This is a genomic window from Bacillus sp. cl96 (assembly GCF_900100505.1).
Taxonomy (GTDB): Bacteria; Bacillota; Bacilli; order Bacillales; family Bacillaceae_G; genus Bacillus_A; species Bacillus_A cereus.
Window position 1 is genome coordinate 58,896 of record NZ_FNDM01000007.1, and the last position, 15,585, is coordinate 74,480.

Here is a 15,585-nt window from a genome sequence, read left to right on the forward strand (position 1 = left end):
ATTATACAACAAATAAAAAAAGAAATGTCGCTCATTCAACATTTCTTTAGACTTTCTTCATAAAAAATTTACATTGCTAACATTCCTTCATTTTCTATCCTTCCTATATAAGCTAACCGCTGAAATAGTTAGTAATACAACTATGCATAACCACGCATACGTATATCCCTTCTTATCTACAATATAACCAAATAAAGCAGGCGCAGCAATAATGGCAATTTGATTTAATGTAAGTGCAAAACTCACTGTCATCCCTACCGATTCTTCACTTGCTGATTCCGCAACTTCAGTTATGAAAAGGCTAAACCATCCAATTGCAAAGAACCCTAACAATGCACTTACACCATACAATACATTCGTTATTGTATGTATGCTCATTACTAATATTAGAATGAAGAAAATAGAAATACAAACAGTTATAAATAAGAGGTTACGCCTATTCCCCTTATAAAATAAATCACTAGTAGCTGCTAATATAACCCTACCAACCATTCCAGAAAAGAACATAACGGAAAATACTTTTCCAGCTAAAATTGGCGTGATTGATTGTTCCAATACTAAAAATTTTATAAAGTGCGCAACTAACACCATTTGCAATGAAATCATACAAATGCCAGTTATATAAATTGCATATAACTCTTTTTTACACATCACTTCTTTTAACTGCATCCAAAAAGAAAGTTTACTACGTTCTTGTTTAACTTTCTCTTGAATATATGGTTCCTTATAAAATATAAAAAATAAAAACCCTCCAATTATACAAATACATGCAATACTATTTACCGCATAGGCCATATTATATTTTATTGTAAGAAACGGGATCAATACTCCCGCTAATGTACCACCAATCGGTATACCGGCTTGTCTAATCCCCATCGCTAACCCGCGATTTTCTTTTGAGAACCACTTCATTATCACCTTACTTCCTCCTGGCTGCGAAACACTATAAAACGTTCCTACTAATAAAAGTACAAAGAGTAACCCATTAAATCCATTGACCATATTAGTCAGTAAAAACGAACCTCCTAGTAAAAATGAACTTATCGAAATTAACAACTTTTCATTGTATTGATCAAGTAGCCGCCCGACAAAAAGCATACAAAATAGCGGTCCTATATTTACAACACTTACTAACAATCCAATCTCCGTATTCGTAAGTGCATATTCTTCTTTCCAAAATAAAGCAAACGCTCCAACACCATACGTTATAAGTGTCGCTGTTGTTTGAGCAACCGTCGCAAAAATTAACATAACCCACTTATAAGTACTATTCACCCTTTCTTCCATTAACACAATAATCCCTCCATCCCCTTCCATTGTATGAAAGTTCTGATATCATATAAAATAAAGATTTATCATGTAATTCATCAAAAAAAATGATACCTTTTCTGGAGGGATGATACTTGGATATAAAAGATTTAACTGTATTTTACGAAGTTGCGAAAGAAAAAAACATATCTCACGCAGCTAAAAATTTAAACTATGTACAGTCTGGCGTAACAATGCGTATGAAACAACTAGAAAACGAATTAGGTGTGCCTTTATTTTACCGAAACGGAAAAGGTGTAACTTTAACTTCTAACGGTGAGATTTTATTAACATACGCCAAACAAATTATCTACTTAATGGATCAATCTGTTAAAGCAGTTCAAAGTAATGGGATCGAACCAAGAGGCACTTTAAAAATTGGATGTACAGAATCTACAACCGCTGTAAGACTTCCATCTATATTAACGGCCTATTATGAGAAATACTCAAAAGTCGAATTGATTTTAGAATCAAATACGACGGAACAATTGATTAGGCTTGTACTAGAACGAAAACTGGACGGAGCGTTTATAGCTGGCTCTACTCAGCATGCTGAACTTCATACAAATATATTTCGTGAAGAAGAATTAGTTCTCATTAGCAAAAAGCCTTTATCTTCCTTTAAAGACATAGGAGACATGAATTTACTTGCATTTAGTCATGGTTGCTATTATAGAAATTTATTAGAAGATTGGCTTCAAGAAGAAGGAATTTCACCTAAGCGAGTATTAGAGTTTGGAACAATTGAAGCGATTCTCGCATGTGTAAAATCAGGTATAGGCATAGCAATTATGATGAAGTCTATTTTAAATGGTCATCAACATGACATATCATTCAACCCTTTGCCAAATAGCTTCAAAAAAGTTCCTACTACTTTTATTACTAGAAAAGATATATATCACTCTGCTGCATTACAAAAATTTATGGAGATGACTCACAATGCGTGAAAAGAAAATACGTGGTATGAACCGAAAAACAAACACTATGATAAAGCGAATTGAGGAACATACAAAAACGTTCCCTTCTACTTTCTATAACGATGAATATTGGAATATGCTATTGCCAGTTTCGCAAGCTTTTATTGACTCTCGTAAAACACCTAGAAAAGTAAAACGGTTATGTATTCAAACCTTATTAAATCAAGCAAATCATTTAATAAATATGAAACCGAGCGATACACATACATATCGAGTTGTTGTTTTGATTTCTATAAATAATTTGTGGGATTCGCAAATCATTATATTTAAAAATGAGGACTACTTTCATAATTTCTTTAATAGAGATAGTGAATTTCAAAAATGGATCCTTCTTTCAAATGAAATTGATTTTTGGGAGACATGGGAAATGTCAGTTTGTCATTCCTTCAAAACGCTTCACTTTCAAGAAATTATTTATGATGCAGATGAATGCTATGAAAAAGAGATTCTGTTTATCGGAGAGTTAGATTAAAAAGGGTATACCTAAAACACTGGTATACCCTTTTCCACTTATTTTTCCTTCAATACACTATGTAATCGATCCGGATAATTTGTAAACATTCCTGTAGCACCCCATTTGATTAACAGTCTCATATCTGGTTTCTCATTAATTGTATAAGGGTGAATTAACAGTCCATTTTTCCTAGCCATTTTCATATATGACTCATCAATAATTAGTTCCCCGTTATCATTACGTAAGTTTGGTCCAATACCAGCTGCATACTTTTTAATTTCTTGAAAATCATCATTTGTTACACTTTTCGGTTCATGTGTAATGCCAGACCATTCAACAATTTCATTGTTTTCATTTGGATAATACCAAAGCAATTGAACTAACGGAATATTTTCATTCATACTATGAATCTTTTTCAAACTATCTTTACTAAATGATTGAATCATAACACGGCTAGAAGACATGTTTTGGCCTACTAAATTATATTTTTGTAACAACGCCAACAATTTCTCTTCCATTCCTGGATACACATCTGGTGATTTTGTTTCAATATAATACTTCATACTTCTTCCATACTTTTGGAAGATTTCTTCAAGAGTTGGAACCTTTTGCCCAACATACTCTTGCTTAGCCTTTTCTGGATACGCTTTATTAAACCATGATCCGGCATCTAAACTCTTTATTTCACTTAACGTTTTATCGCGTACTTCGCCTGTTCCATTTGTAGTGCGATCAACTGCTGTATCATGCATTGCAATTAATTGGCCATCCTTTGTTAATTGAATGTCTAACTCTAAATAATCCGCTTTCATTTTTTTCACTAAATCATAAGAAGCAAAAGTATGCTCAGGTGCATGTCCACTTGCTCCGCGATGTGCAATATTTAAAAACTTATTCGTATTCCATTCATGCTTTCCTTCTGCTTTCGCATGAACAGCTCCCCCAGCAAAGATACTTCCAGTCATAAAGAAAATAACTAAAACGCTAATAATCTTTCTCATTCTTCTAACCCTTCCTACGTTGCAAATTTCAACAAGCTAATGAGATTTACACGAAACAGAAGACACACTTTCATTATTTTTATAAACCTATATTAAAATTCCAATCTTACAAATGTTTTCTATATTATTAATATAGAAAACTAGTATTATCCTATTTAATTTCTATAGCCCTCCTTTTCACATGTAACTCCCTATTTTGTACGGTTCATTCAATAAAAAAAGCCATAAATTATTTAGGCTACACTCCTGTATCCCTAAATAAATTTATGGCTTTTCTCAAATATCTCCGGCCTCTATTAACTTGTCGAATTTAATCATATCAAACCTATTGAAATTTGTGAATATTTTTTTCAGTGCAGTGAAGCACATAAAACAATATTTCCGTAGTTACTTAAAAATCACATAATAAATTTCCCATTACCTCGTCCAATACTATATCTGGATTTACTACCGCTTTTTCTGAACGCCATCCTATAAAGCCATCTGGTCTAATTAATACAGCACCTCCATTCTCTATACCATATAATTTGCTAAAAATATCTTCTGGAGCAATAAAGTCTCCACTTAAGCCAACACGATACCCTTTTATATTTATTCCTAATTTAGCTGAAACAGTATGTGCTGCCTCAGCCCAAGAACTATTTTCTACTCCTGTAAGTAATACAAAACTGTTACCGAATAAGTCTAATGTAGAAACTTTCTTCCCTTCATACGTTCCCCATAAATGTGGCGCTCGCGTTCCAGGTCTTCCGTTCAACTCTATGCTATCCATTCTATGTGGAGTGACTGAATTATCTATAATTGCCTCTGAACAATACTGATATCCAACTGTAACAGCTAAACCATCCATATTATTCAAACTGCCTTCCTCTCTATTCGCAGCACGAAACAGTAAACTACTTGCATAAGCTGTCGTTAATTTTGCAACAGAGTGTCTCTCTTCATGATATGTTTCTAACAATTTTGGTTTTGCCTTCCCTTTTATAACAGCCGCTAATTTCCAAGCTAAGTTATGCGCATCTTGTATTCCTGTATTTGAACCAAATCCGCCTGTTGGTGGCATAATATGTGCTGAATCTCCAACTAGAAAGACTCGATTTCCTTGAAATTTCATTGCTGTACTTTCGGCCGCTTCCCACGGTAAAACACTTAATATTTTTGACTCAACATTTGTACTTCCAATTGCTATTTCAATAATTTGTTTACAACGTTCCATCGTGAAATCCTCTGGTCCCTCTCCTTTTAATGGATCGTAGGCTACATGGTAAATCCATTTTTTCACGTTATCTACTGGGATCAGTGCACCAAGAACCTCTGGATGAAGTACCATAGAAAAACCGAATGCGTCTCCTTGTATAAACTCACTTAAGTCTGCTTCAAAATAAATATTCATATAATAGCCACCAATGGTTCCACGCCCCTCAGTTTTAATCCCTAACTGCTCACGTATTTTACTTTTCGCTCCATCTGCTGCAATTACATAGTCACAATGTATGACACTTTCTTTTTCTGTTTCACGATTTCGAATCTTTGCTTTTACCCCGTTTTCATTTTGTTCAAATGAAACTAATTCATGATAAAAAGATAGTTGCCCGCCTAATGTTTTCGCTTCTTGTAACATCATCTCTTCTAAAATAATTTGATAACACGCAGTTTGTTTTGATGGACTAATCTTTTCTATTTTTTGAAGTAACTCTTCATCGTTTCCGTATTGTGTCGCTCTCATTTGTTCCAATTCTTCTTTATTCGCCTCAGCTATTGTATGAACCGCTATTCTTCCTCGGCAGTTCTCTAATGCTTTACCTGCCAATTTAATTCTTTTTTCCAAGCCTAATTCTCGAAATAACTCCATTGTACGTAAAGTAAGACCGCCTGCTTTCGGATGAATGGCAGTAGACGGATGCCTTTCAATAAGTAAGTACTCAATGTTATGTTTTGCAAGAAATAACGCAGACGCTAACCCAGATAATCCCCCTCCAACAATTAAAACTGGTACATAATTCGATTTCATATATTTCCCCTCCAAATCATTGTTCTGAGCTCAGTGACATAAATATAATCAAAAAAAACATTAAAATATAGACTTATATTTCATTTTGAATTATCATATAGATAGATTACGCCCCAAAATTCCTTTTACCTTTTCATACATCTATAATCCACCTGAATTGTGTCTGTATGAAGGTGTAAAACAAAAGAACGTACTTTACGTTGAACCATGTTCTATCGTAAAATTCAAAAATAATACAAACATTATAAGCGGTCGTAACCTTATGGATTATACAAGGTTACGACCGCTTATTTTATTGTTACATCATTTTTTGTTTTTAAAACCTCATCTATTGTGTTATGTAGTCCTTCCAATCCCTTTTCTATCTCCCTATAATTTTCAACAATAAAAAATTCATTCGTCTCGATTTTCTTTCTCAATATTGCACCTCATACAACAATCATGTAGCATTACCGTATCGAAGTAATGGTTCATCATCTTAAACCTTTCGACTAATTACCTGGAGGCAAAGTGATTGAAATGAATAAACAAGAACAATTAAATATTATAAAAAAAGATTTTATTGATTCTCAAAAAGTATTATTGGCAATTGGTGATGAAACGCGTCAAGCTATTTTATTAGTGCTAATGGAAACGGAATGTCAAACAGGATTACGTGTAGGAGAAATCACGAAGCAAACACACCTTTCCCGTCCAGCAGTATCACATCACCTTAAGATTTTACGAGAAGCTGGCATTATTTTAATGAGAAAAGAAGGTACAAAGAATTTTTATTATATTGATATACGTACAAAATTAGGTTTATTAAAAAATCTTGTATTAGATATTGAGAAGCTATTGCAGAACTTTTATTAAAACTTGGAGGTATAAGAAATGAAAGCAATGATAATTGATAGATATGGAAAAGTCCCAATGCGTATGGCAGAGGTACCTACTCCTGAAATAAATGAGTATGAAGTGCTCGCAGAAATTCATGCAGCTAGCATTAACCCAATTGATTTTAAAATACGCGACGGAAAAGTAAAAATGTTACTGAAATATGAAATGCCCCTAATCCTTGGTAACGACTTTGCCGGTGTCATCACGAAGGTTGGATCAAAAGTGACTCGTTTTAAAGTCGGTGATGAAATATATGCTCGTCCAAGAAAAAATAAGATTGGTACTTTCGCGGAGTATATAGCCATTCATGAAGATGATATAGCTTTAAAACCAAAAAATCTAAGTTTTGAGGAAGCGGCTTCGATTCCACTCGTTGGCTTAACTTCCTATCAAGCTTTACATGACATCATGCAATTACAAAAAGGACAAAAGATTTTAATTCACGCTGGATCCGGTGGTGTTGGTACTTTCGCTATTCAGCTAGCAAAAATTATGGGTGCCATTGTTACAACGACTGCTAGTGAAGCTGGTGCGAATTTAGTAACGTCTCTTGGCGCAGATGAAATTATTAATTACAAAACAGAGAAATTTGAAGATATACTAAAAAATTATGATGCCGTATTTGATACAATCGGCGGTGCAACACTTGAAAAATCATTCAATATTATAAAAAGGGGAGGAAACATTGTTTCCGTTTCAGGCATGCCAAATGCTCGCTTCGGTAAAGAATTTGGTTCAGGATTCTTTAAAACTCTCTTATTTTCATTAGCCAGCAAAAAACTTACTGCACTTGAAAAAAAGCATAATGCTCAATATTCATTTTTATTTATGAAGCCAAGTGGGGATCAATTACGTACTATTGCAAACTATATTGAAGCTGGTGAAATCAAACCGGTAATCGATCGAGTTTTCCCTTTTGAAGATGCGCAAAAAGCAATGGAATATTCCGAGGCTGGAAGAGCAAAAGGAAAAATAATCGTAAAAATTAAGTAATAATAAAACCTCCATTTTTTTAAAAATGGAGGTTTGTATTTGCTGTTAAATAGACATAGTGCAATGAAGTCCTTACAATAGATTGCAAGGGGAAATATTATATTATACTTTTAGTTAACTTTACAAAGAATATATACGTACAAATACATAATTTAAAATACAAAAAGGAGGAGATACAATGACTAAAAATAATGAAACAGGTTGGAATTTAGATAATAGTTATACGACTTTACCACAATCATTTTATACAGAAATCCCCCCTACTCCCGTAAGTTCACCGGAGTTAGTTAAACTAAACCATTCATTAGCGATATCTCTTGGCTTAACCCCTGAAGAACTGAAAAAGGAAGCTGAAATTGCCATTTTCGCTGGCAATGGACTTCCAGAAGGAGCTCATCCATTAGCTCAAGCATATGCTGGTCATCAATTCGGACATTTTAATATGTTAGGCGACGGTCGTGCTCTTTTAATTGGCGAACAAATTACTCCTTCAGGTGAGCGTTTCGATATTCAACTGAAAGGTTCTGGCCCTACTCCCTATTCACGCCGAGGAGATGGCCGTGCTGCACTCGGTCCGATGCTACGTGAATACATTATTAGTGAAGCAATGTATGCACTTGATATTCCGACTACTCGCAGTTTAGCAGTTGTTACAACCGGGGAGCCAACCTATCGTGAAACAAAATTACCTGGAGCAATTTTAACTAGAGTCGCTAGTAGTCATATACGGGTCGGTACATTTCAATATGCTGCAGCTCGTGGTTCAATAGAGGACCTGAAATCACTAGCTGACTATACGATAAAAAGGCATTATCCAGAAATTGAAGCTCATGAAAACCGATATACTGCATTACTACAAGAAGTCATTAAAAGACAAGCCAGTCTTATCGCAAAATGGCAACTTGTTGGATTTATTCACGGCGTAATGAACACTGACAATATAACAATCAGTGGCGAAACAATTGATTACGGTCCTTGTGCATTTATGGACAATTACGACCAAGGAACCGTATTTAGCTCTATTGACACACAAGGTCGTTATGCATATGGAAATCAACCATATATGGCCGCATGGGATCTAGCACGACTAGCTGAATCTTTAATACCAATTCTGCACGAAGATGAAGAAGAAGCATTAAAAATCGCTCAAGACGAAATTTCGAAATTTAGCGTACAGTATGAAAAACAGTGGTTCCTTGGAATGAAAAAGAAATTAGGACTATTTAGCAACGAAGAACAAGATCAATCACTTATTGAGCAACTTTTAAAAATGATGGAGAAATATAAAGCGGATTACACAAATACATTCCGTGCATTAACTCTTGATACGTTAGAAAATACCCCTCTATTCGATAGTCCTGAATTTAAAGAATGGTACAAACTTTGGCAATCTCGATTAGAAAGACAAGAACAATCAAAAGAAAACGCCTACGAGATGATGAAAAATAATAACCCATCAATCATCCCGAGGAACCACCGTGTAGAAGAAGCACTAGAAGCAGCTGTTACAAATGACGACTATAGCGTAATGGAGCAACTTCTTGAAGCTTTATCAAACCCTTATGCGTATTCTACAGATCAAGAAGAATACTGCATTCCGCCTGCACCGACGAATCGCCCTTATCGTACTTTTTGTGGGACTTGATTGTTTAATATGTAAAAAGGTGCGTTCATATAATTTGTGTGAACGCACCCTTTTTATATCCCCCCACTCAACTAAAACTTTAAAATACACATCCCCCGATGCCATTTCTTTAATCCAAAACAAATTCTACACTATTCCAATAGACTTACCCGTAAGCTTGTTAAACAAATATTGAGAAATATAAAACATCATTTCTAAATATTTTTATTTTTGATACTATATTTTATAAGAATATTCAAAAAGTGAGGGGATTTCATGAACGTTCAACTACAAGGTAATGAACAAATTACAAAATTATTTAATGACTGGTATAGAGCTATGTTACAGCATCAAACTACCCCTGCAACAAAAATAAAAAAAGATATTGAAAATATCATCTCTAATTCAGAAGAAGATACAAACCTACAATTGTATTATTCACTTTTTAATTTCAGATACAAAATCTTAACAGATGGTTTAAATATTAATAAAGATGATTTTAATAAAATTGATTCTTTCCCACTTCCAGAGAATGGGCTATTTTCTTATTATTATCATTTTTTTAAGGCTATTCACAATACAATTATTGGAAACTACAATGCAGCAAAACACCTTTTCGAGAACGCTAAAAAGCTGCTAATACACGTATCTGACGAACTAGAGAATGCTGAATTTAACTACCGCTTAGCTGCCTATTATTATCAAACATATCAACCACTAGTAGCAATCCAATCTGCAAATGAAGCTAAAGCAATTTTTTCAAAACATATAAACTGTGAAATTAATGTTGCTTTGTGTGATAACATCTTTGGTTTATCTTGTATTGATTTAAAACAGTTTGAACAAGCTGAAATTAGACTTGATTCAGCATTAAATATTCTACAGAAGTATTCAGAGGAGACTTTATCATTAAGAGTACGACATAATTTAGCTTGGCTATATGCAAGTCAAAACCTTTCAGAGTTAGCAATGCGTCATATTTCAGAGGTTACAACTAAGCAACCAAATCACTTTAAAGCACTTTTTGTTGAAGCACGTGAATACTACAAGCTTGGAGAATATACCCAGGCTAAAGAACTTATAAAAAAAGGATTAAACATCTCAAATAAACTAGAAAACAAAGAGTTTCAATATCGTTTCATGATTTTAAGAGAACTAAATAATAAAACTTCTATAAATGATTTAGAAATGATAATTTTGGAAGGAATTTCTTACTTTAAAACAGAAAACCTTTGGGAATGTATACAAGAGTACACTGATGTTCTAGCAAATATGTTTTATGAAAAAGAAGACCATATAAAAGCTAGTCAATACTTTTACATGGCCAATCAAGCAAGAAAAAAACATGAAGAAAAGGGAGCTTTGATATAATGAAAAAGATTAAATTGAGCATCATTGGCTTAGCTGTTATTAGCATCACAACTCTTGGGTTAAGCTTCACCTCAGAAACACCGAAAACACAGTTAGGATATGTAGCATTAAACATTGGGGACACCCCTGCACCACAAAGACCTGACCTTGTTCAATCTATTGACGTAAGTAAAGACTACAACTCAACAACAACTGAAAAAGCACTTTAAAAAATGAAAGACCTTCAATTAAGAAGGTCTTTTTAAATACGCTTATTTAGAATATTTCCCTTTCATGTAGGCTTTATTTTCTCATCAACTCCGCAATCCTCTTACTCTCCTCACTACCAACTTTCTCAAGTTTCTCCACAACTAAATTCCGTCTCTCTACAGAATGATTTTGACTTAACTTCGCTTTTCCTTCTATTTTATTTATCTTTATTTTGAATCCAACTATTCCCTTACTTAATCCTCCCATATAATTTGGATCCACATCATTAAGTGAGTAGGTGCTCTCTGGATCTTCATATTTATTTACTAAATCTTGAAGAGAATCTACTAATGTCTTCTCATCTTCAACAATTTCTAATTCACCATATACATGCACTGCAACGTAATTCCATGTTGGTACTGCATTGTTTGTTTCATACCATGACGGAGAGATGTAACTATGTGGTCCTTGAAATATAGCTAGTACTTGCTGAGTCCCAATATCTTTCCACTGTTCATTCGGTCGTGCGAAGTGACCATGTAAAGTAAGGGTCTCCCTATTTAGCAACAACGGCAAGTGCGTTGCATATGGTTCTCCGTTATGTTGAGAAAATAATGTCGCAAAGCTATTTTGTTCCATTATTTCGTACTTCATCTCTTCATCTTGTATTGCGAAATATTTTGGTATGTACATAAGCTCCCTCTTTTCCGCTCTTTTCTATTTTATTTCCTATTATATTTAGTAACCGCATCAATCAACAGGGCCAGTTTATATTTGTTTTATAATGGCAGCTTTCTATTTCAAAACAATAGGCAGCATGTATTCCATGCTACCTTAGTTTATTTTTTCTAATATATTTGTAATAAATACGGTCTTACCCTCAATATAACTAGATCGATTTTTCGACTCTCTTGCTAACTCTTCCTTCAAGTTTCCATACTCATTAGCTACTTCAGTATGTTCACGAAGGTAATCTTGAAACGCTATATACCTTCTCAATTCTTCACTATTTTTATCACACACATATAAATGATGTTCCATCCAAACTGTATTTCCCTCGTTCCATGGAACGAACGTATCCTTTCTTCCAAACGCCTCTCTTCCTTTAAAGCTCCATTCTAACTGATGATAGTATCCTATCGCTTCAAACTTTGTTACTACTTCAGGAAAGATTTCATAATCTTCTATTACGATATCAATATCTAATATTGGTTTTGCTACAAGTCCTTTAATAGATGTCCTCCCAACATGTTCAATGGATAAAATGCGGTCTTCCATTACATCGTTAATGAAAGTGTGTAGCTTATTAAATTCACTTTCCCATTGGATGTTATACCCTTCGATAGTAATTCTCTGTTTCAAAGTATCCCTCTCCTCAAAAGCAACTATAACCTCTGAATATGAGTATCCTTAAAATCCGTCTCATATTTCAATCCATATCCAAACATTCGATCCATTCCAATATGTGCTGTCCATATTAAGCCAATCATTATAACGGTATCTATCTTAAAATAGACACCTATTAGAACAATTAATATGGATATGATATATGTATGACATACGTTATATATTTTCGCACCAACGTGATTATTGATCCCATACGCTAACATGGAGAAATCCGGCGCTAAAAGGAATACAAAAAATATAATCCAACTAAACTCATATATTGAATACATATAAATCGTGGCTAAAAATACAACCATTCCTTCAAAATGTACAATACGTTTTTGCATTATTTATCATTCCTATTTTTCTATATTTATTAATACATTTTCATCGCTGAAAGTATTCTTTGCATTTTTTGACCAGATGGTTGCTAATATTGGCCCTGCAATGTTATGCCATACTGCCGCTAATACACTTGGGAGTGCAGCAGCCGGTCCAAAATGCAAAATACTTTCCAGCTATATTACTTATCGCTTCTAGTACTTTCATCCACTCAGCCCCTATCTTTTAATTGAAACACCTTATTCGGATTCAAAATATTTTGCGGATCAAGAGCTTTCTTTATTTTCTCCATTACAAATAATGCTGCCCCATGCTCTTCTTCTTGATACTTTCGTTTTCCGATTCCAACGCCATGTTCTCCTGTACACGTTCCTCCTCGTTTAAGAGCATACTGAACGATACTTTCATTTATTTCGTCTGCCTTCTTCACTTCCTCTTTATCATTTGTATCAATCATTAAGAGTACATGGAAATTCCCATCCCCAACATGACCGAGAATACCGCCAATAAGCCCTACTTTATCTAATACCTCTTTCGCATGTTGAATCGCTCCAGCTAATTCCGAAATTGGCACACATACGTCTGTACTCATTAGCTTTTTACCAGGATAACTATGCACGTAAGAGTACGCTAAGTTATGCCTTGCATCCCACAGTTTATTTCTCGCTGCTGTTTCCATCTCAAACGCAATTTCTATACATTTATGATCAAGAACGATTTCTTTCGTAAATTCAATATCTTGCTTTAACCCTGCTTCATTGCCGTGGAACTCTACAAACAGTGTCGGTTCTTCTCTGTAACTTGTTTCATTGTAATGATTTACTTGTTTCATAGATAATTCATCAACGAGTTCAATTCTCGCGATTGGAATACCTGCTTGTAATATGTTAATTACAGCTTCTACTGCATCATTTATAGTTGGAAACGATGCCCTCGCAGCCATAACATGTTCTGGTATACCGTATACTTTTAAGGTTAACTCCGTGAAACATCCAAGTGTTCCTTCTGAGCCTACGAAAATACCATTTAAATGATAACCTGATGATGACTTCGCCGCTAAATTCCCGGTATGTATTACTACTCCATCAGCAAGAACGACTTCTAAATCTCGAACTTGATCACGCATTACCCCATACTTTACCGCTGTCGTTCCGCTCGCATTTGTAGCAGCCATTCCTCCTAACGTTGCATCAGCTCCTGGGTCTACACTAAAAAACAATCCATACTTTTTCAATTCTTTATTAAGCTGAGAGCGCGTCACCCCTGGCTGTACTCTCACAAGAAAATCCTTTTCTCTTATTTCAAGTATTTTGTTCATAAGAGAAAAGTCCATTGTAATTCCTTTTTCGTAAGGGATTACATGTCCCTCTAAACTGGATCCTACTCCAAATGGAACGACAGCTGTTCCGTGCTGACTCGCTATTTTCATTATCGCGCTAACTTCTTCGGTTGTTTTTGGAAAAACAACTACATCAGGTAAACTACTACTATGGTAAGATTCATCTTTACTATGTAACTCTCGTACTGTCATATTTATTACTACTCGATCTTCAGGAAGTATGCCTTTTAATTCATTTACTACATGTTCAATTGTTATTTCCATAATCAACTCTCCTTTTTAATTTTAAAACAAGTATACCATCTTTATACTAAATAATTAGAAAAATAAGATTATTAAATCTGAACATACAAAAAAGAACCTGTAGCACACGCTACAAGTTCTTTTTTACTACATTTTAAACGATTTCTTTATTAACAACATAAACCAAATTAAAGTAACTGCCATCAACGAATGAGAAAACCCTACAATATAAGTTAACCCTTTAAAGTCAGCTCCATTTAACTGAAGAAGCCCTCTCGCTGCTAGCGAACCTAACATTAATGTTAATGCAATGTTATGTAAAACAAACCACTTATTAAACCCTTTCACTTCATGAAACGCGAATACTTTTGCTAATCCTAAAGCAATTAAAAAGAAGAAAAAGCCAAGTACAAGTGTATGTGTATGCAAAAGATTTAACAAAGTAGATCCTAAAATCCCTTTATACTTACCATACTCCCTAGCGAAAATCCCTGATAATAAACCGATAATCAAATACGTAAACGATGCATTATATAATTTCTTCATTATGTACCTCCTTGAGTAGAATGTGTAGTGTGTCATATTTAGTAATAATGATAGTTATATAGTAAAAACTCCTAGTCACCTAGGAGTCATTGTATAAGTATCTCACTCTTTACAATCAATCCTAATTATAAAATATCTCTCTATACAAAACAAACGAATTTTATGTGAACAAACACCCCCATTAAAATATGTTGCACTTTTGTTTTACACAATCCATACTAATTGTTATAACTTTTTAAAGGTGGTGTAATAATTGATAGTTCTTGAAACCGAACGTCTAAATCTTCGTTGGTTTGATATAAAAGACGCTTCTTTTATTCTTGAGTTAGTAAACGATCCTGCATGGATTCAGTTTATCGGTGACAAAGGGGTTAGAAACTTAGAAGATGCAAAAAATTATATTGTACACGGTCCCATCGATATGTATAACAAACTCGGATTTGGCCTTTACTTAGTAGAACGAAAAGAAGATCTCACTCCACTTGGTATGTGTGGCCTTATTAAAAGAGATTCATTAGAAGACGTTGATATCGGATTTGCCTTTTTAGAAACATTCCGTTCAAAAGGATATGGCTACGAGTCAGCTTCTGCGATAATCGAATACGGTGTACAAAAGCTCGGCATGAAACGAATTGTAGCAATTACTTCTATAGATAACATTGCCTCAGGAAAGCTTTTAGAAAAAGTAGGATTACAATTTGAGAAAATCATTTCAGATTCAGGAGAAGATTTAAAATTATTTGGGTATAACGCATAGTAAAGAAGGTCGCCTTGAATGGCGACCTTTTTTACTACTTTACTGATCTCGTAATAATACTTTTAGTTACATTATAGTTTTGCAGTAATTCTTGTGATTACCACTATTCCTTTCATATCACATTTTTGGAAATTAATATAAATAAAACTTTCACTTCTAAATAAA

The 15,585-nt window shown here is 34.2% G+C and carries 17 protein-coding genes and 1 pseudogene; 8 read left to right on the forward strand and 10 right to left on the reverse strand.

Annotated features, from left to right (window positions below; genetic code table 11):
• Positions 1 to 87: 87 nt before the first annotated feature.
• Entirely contained in the window at positions 88 to 1,317 is a 1,230-nt protein-coding gene (locus BLT20_RS16695) for an MFS transporter (protein WP_002026160.1), read from the reverse strand.
• A gap of 86 nt (positions 1,318 to 1,403) precedes the next feature.
• On the opposite strand from BLT20_RS16695, the gene BLT20_RS16700 reads away from it, so the two are divergent.
• Both BLT20_RS16700 and BLT20_RS16705 read left to right on the forward strand, forming a co-directional pair.
• Positions 1,404 to 2,255: a LysR family transcriptional regulator gene (locus BLT20_RS16700; protein WP_000351689.1), complete on the forward strand. Its 852-nt coding sequence runs from the start codon at positions 1,404 to 1,406 to the stop codon at positions 2,253 to 2,255.
• Entirely contained in the window at positions 2,248 to 2,757 is a 510-nt protein-coding gene (locus BLT20_RS16705; protein WP_001208348.1) for a DUF3916 domain-containing protein, read from the forward strand. Before BLT20_RS16700 ends, BLT20_RS16705 begins: the two co-directional genes overlap by 8 nt.
• Before the next feature lie 38 nt (positions 2,758 to 2,795).
• Here the strand turns inward: BLT20_RS16705 and BLT20_RS16710 are convergent, their stop codons facing one another.
• From BLT20_RS16710 to BLT20_RS31085, 3 genes are all read right to left on the reverse strand, one after another.
• Positions 2,796 to 3,740 (reverse strand): glycerophosphodiester phosphodiesterase, encoded by a 945-nt coding sequence (locus BLT20_RS16710; RefSeq protein WP_001226340.1) that lies wholly within the window; start codon positions 3,738 to 3,740, stop codon positions 2,796 to 2,798.
• Between the two features lie 391 nt (positions 3,741 to 4,131).
• Complete coding sequence (locus BLT20_RS16715; RefSeq protein WP_000841678.1) at positions 4,132 to 5,751, reverse strand: FAD-dependent oxidoreductase; 1,620 nt, start codon at positions 5,749 to 5,751, stop codon at positions 4,132 to 4,134.
• 287 nt (positions 5,752 to 6,038) lie between these two features.
• Positions 6,039 to 6,170, reverse strand: a complete 132-nt coding sequence (locus BLT20_RS31085; protein WP_001227549.1) for a hypothetical protein — start codon at positions 6,168 to 6,170, stop codon at positions 6,039 to 6,041.
• A 91-nt stretch (positions 6,171 to 6,261) separates the two neighbouring features.
• Here BLT20_RS31085 and BLT20_RS16720 point away from each other — a divergent pair, with 91 nt between their 5' ends.
• The 5 genes from BLT20_RS16720 (at position 6,262) to BLT20_RS16740 (ending at position 10,827) form a co-directional block, all read left to right on the forward strand.
• Positions 6,262 to 6,606, forward strand: coding sequence for an ArsR/SmtB family transcription factor (locus BLT20_RS16720; protein ID WP_000571870.1), 345 nt, complete (start codon positions 6,262 to 6,264; stop codon positions 6,604 to 6,606).
• A gap of 18 nt (positions 6,607 to 6,624) precedes the next feature.
• On the forward strand, positions 6,625 to 7,623 hold the full coding sequence (locus BLT20_RS16725) for an NADP-dependent oxidoreductase (protein ID WP_000646436.1): 999 nt from the start codon (positions 6,625 to 6,627) through the stop codon (positions 7,621 to 7,623).
• A 178-nt stretch (positions 7,624 to 7,801) separates the two neighbouring features.
• A complete protein-coding gene (locus BLT20_RS16730) occupies positions 7,802 to 9,268 on the forward strand; it encodes a protein adenylyltransferase SelO (RefSeq protein ID WP_000164929.1) in 1,467 nt (488 codons plus the stop codon).
• A 255-nt stretch (positions 9,269 to 9,523) separates the two neighbouring features.
• Complete coding sequence (locus BLT20_RS16735; RefSeq protein ID WP_001102734.1) at positions 9,524 to 10,618, forward strand: response regulator aspartate phosphatase; 1,095 nt, start codon at positions 9,524 to 9,526, stop codon at positions 10,616 to 10,618.
• Entirely contained in the window at positions 10,618 to 10,827 is a 210-nt protein-coding gene (locus BLT20_RS16740) for a hypothetical protein (RefSeq protein ID WP_000721430.1), read from the forward strand. The genes BLT20_RS16735 and BLT20_RS16740 overlap by 1 nt, the downstream gene beginning before the upstream one ends.
• A gap of 73 nt (positions 10,828 to 10,900) precedes the next feature.
• Here BLT20_RS16740 and BLT20_RS16745 read toward each other — a convergent pair whose 3' ends face one another.
• From BLT20_RS16745 to BLT20_RS16770, 6 genes and pseudogenes are all read right to left on the reverse strand, one after another.
• Positions 10,901 to 11,500 carry an FMN-binding negative transcriptional regulator gene (locus tag BLT20_RS16745; RefSeq protein WP_000275796.1) on the reverse strand — a complete coding sequence of 200 codons (600 nt, stop codon included), beginning with the start codon at positions 11,498 to 11,500 and terminating at the stop codon, positions 10,901 to 10,903.
• A gap of 141 nt (positions 11,501 to 11,641) precedes the next feature.
• The gene (locus tag BLT20_RS16750) at positions 11,642 to 12,169 is read right to left on the reverse strand and encodes a GrpB family protein (RefSeq protein WP_000813622.1); all 528 of its coding nucleotides are present in this window, start codon (positions 12,167 to 12,169) and stop codon (positions 11,642 to 11,644) included.
• 23 nt (positions 12,170 to 12,192) lie between these two features.
• Positions 12,193 to 12,540, reverse strand: a complete 348-nt coding sequence (locus BLT20_RS16755) for a DUF4260 domain-containing protein (protein WP_001172061.1) — start codon at positions 12,538 to 12,540, stop codon at positions 12,193 to 12,195.
• 12 nt (positions 12,541 to 12,552) lie between these two features.
• Positions 12,553 to 12,696, reverse strand: a pseudogene (locus tag BLT20_RS16760) (bile acid:sodium symporter family protein); the annotation flags it as partial.
• Positions 12,697 to 12,746: 50 nt separating this feature from the next.
• Positions 12,747 to 14,138 carry an FAD-binding oxidoreductase gene (locus BLT20_RS16765; protein WP_000406573.1) on the reverse strand — a complete coding sequence of 464 codons (1,392 nt, stop codon included), beginning with the start codon at positions 14,136 to 14,138 and terminating at the stop codon, positions 12,747 to 12,749.
• Positions 14,139 to 14,264: 126 nt separating this feature from the next.
• Entirely contained in the window at positions 14,265 to 14,663 is a 399-nt protein-coding gene (locus BLT20_RS16770) for a DUF2871 family protein (protein ID WP_000737891.1), read from the reverse strand.
• Positions 14,664 to 14,916: 253 nt separating this feature from the next.
• Between BLT20_RS16770 and BLT20_RS16775 the strand changes: the two genes are divergently transcribed.
• Positions 14,917 to 15,420, forward strand: coding sequence for a GNAT family N-acetyltransferase (locus tag BLT20_RS16775; protein WP_000636211.1), 504 nt, complete (start codon positions 14,917 to 14,919; stop codon positions 15,418 to 15,420).
• The last annotated feature ends 165 nt before the right edge of the window (positions 15,421 to 15,585 follow it).

Coding starts and splice junctions, on each gene's coding strand:
- BLT20_RS16765 (WP_000406573.1), bottom strand. CDS start 14,138: ATGGAAATAACAATTGAACATGTAGTAAATGAATTAAAAGGCATACTT.
- BLT20_RS16725 (WP_000646436.1), top strand. CDS start 6,625: ATGAAAGCAATGATAATTGATAGATATGGAAAAGTCCCAATGCGTATG.
- BLT20_RS16735 (WP_001102734.1), top strand. CDS start 9,524: ATGAACGTTCAACTACAAGGTAATGAACAAATTACAAAATTATTTAAT.
- BLT20_RS16730 (WP_000164929.1), top strand. CDS start 7,802: ATGACTAAAAATAATGAAACAGGTTGGAATTTAGATAATAGTTATACG.
- BLT20_RS16710 (WP_001226340.1), bottom strand. CDS start 3,740: ATGAGAAAGATTATTAGCGTTTTAGTTATTTTCTTTATGACTGGAAGT.
- BLT20_RS16770 (WP_000737891.1), bottom strand. CDS start 14,663: ATGAAGAAATTATATAATGCATCGTTTACGTATTTGATTATCGGTTTA.
- BLT20_RS16755 (WP_001172061.1), bottom strand. CDS start 12,540: ATGCAAAAACGTATTGTACATTTTGAAGGAATGGTTGTATTTTTAGCC.
- BLT20_RS16715 (WP_000841678.1), bottom strand. CDS start 5,751: ATGAAATCGAATTATGTACCAGTTTTAATTGTTGGAGGGGGATTATCT.
- BLT20_RS16745 (WP_000275796.1), bottom strand. CDS start 11,500: ATGTACATACCAAAATATTTCGCAATACAAGATGAAGAGATGAAGTAC.
- BLT20_RS16705 (WP_001208348.1), top strand. CDS start 2,248: ATGCGTGAAAAGAAAATACGTGGTATGAACCGAAAAACAAACACTATG.
- BLT20_RS16740 (WP_000721430.1), top strand. CDS start 10,618: ATGAAAAAGATTAAATTGAGCATCATTGGCTTAGCTGTTATTAGCATC.
- BLT20_RS16695 (WP_002026160.1), bottom strand. CDS start 1,317: ATGGAAGGGGATGGAGGGATTATTGTGTTAATGGAAGAAAGGGTGAAT.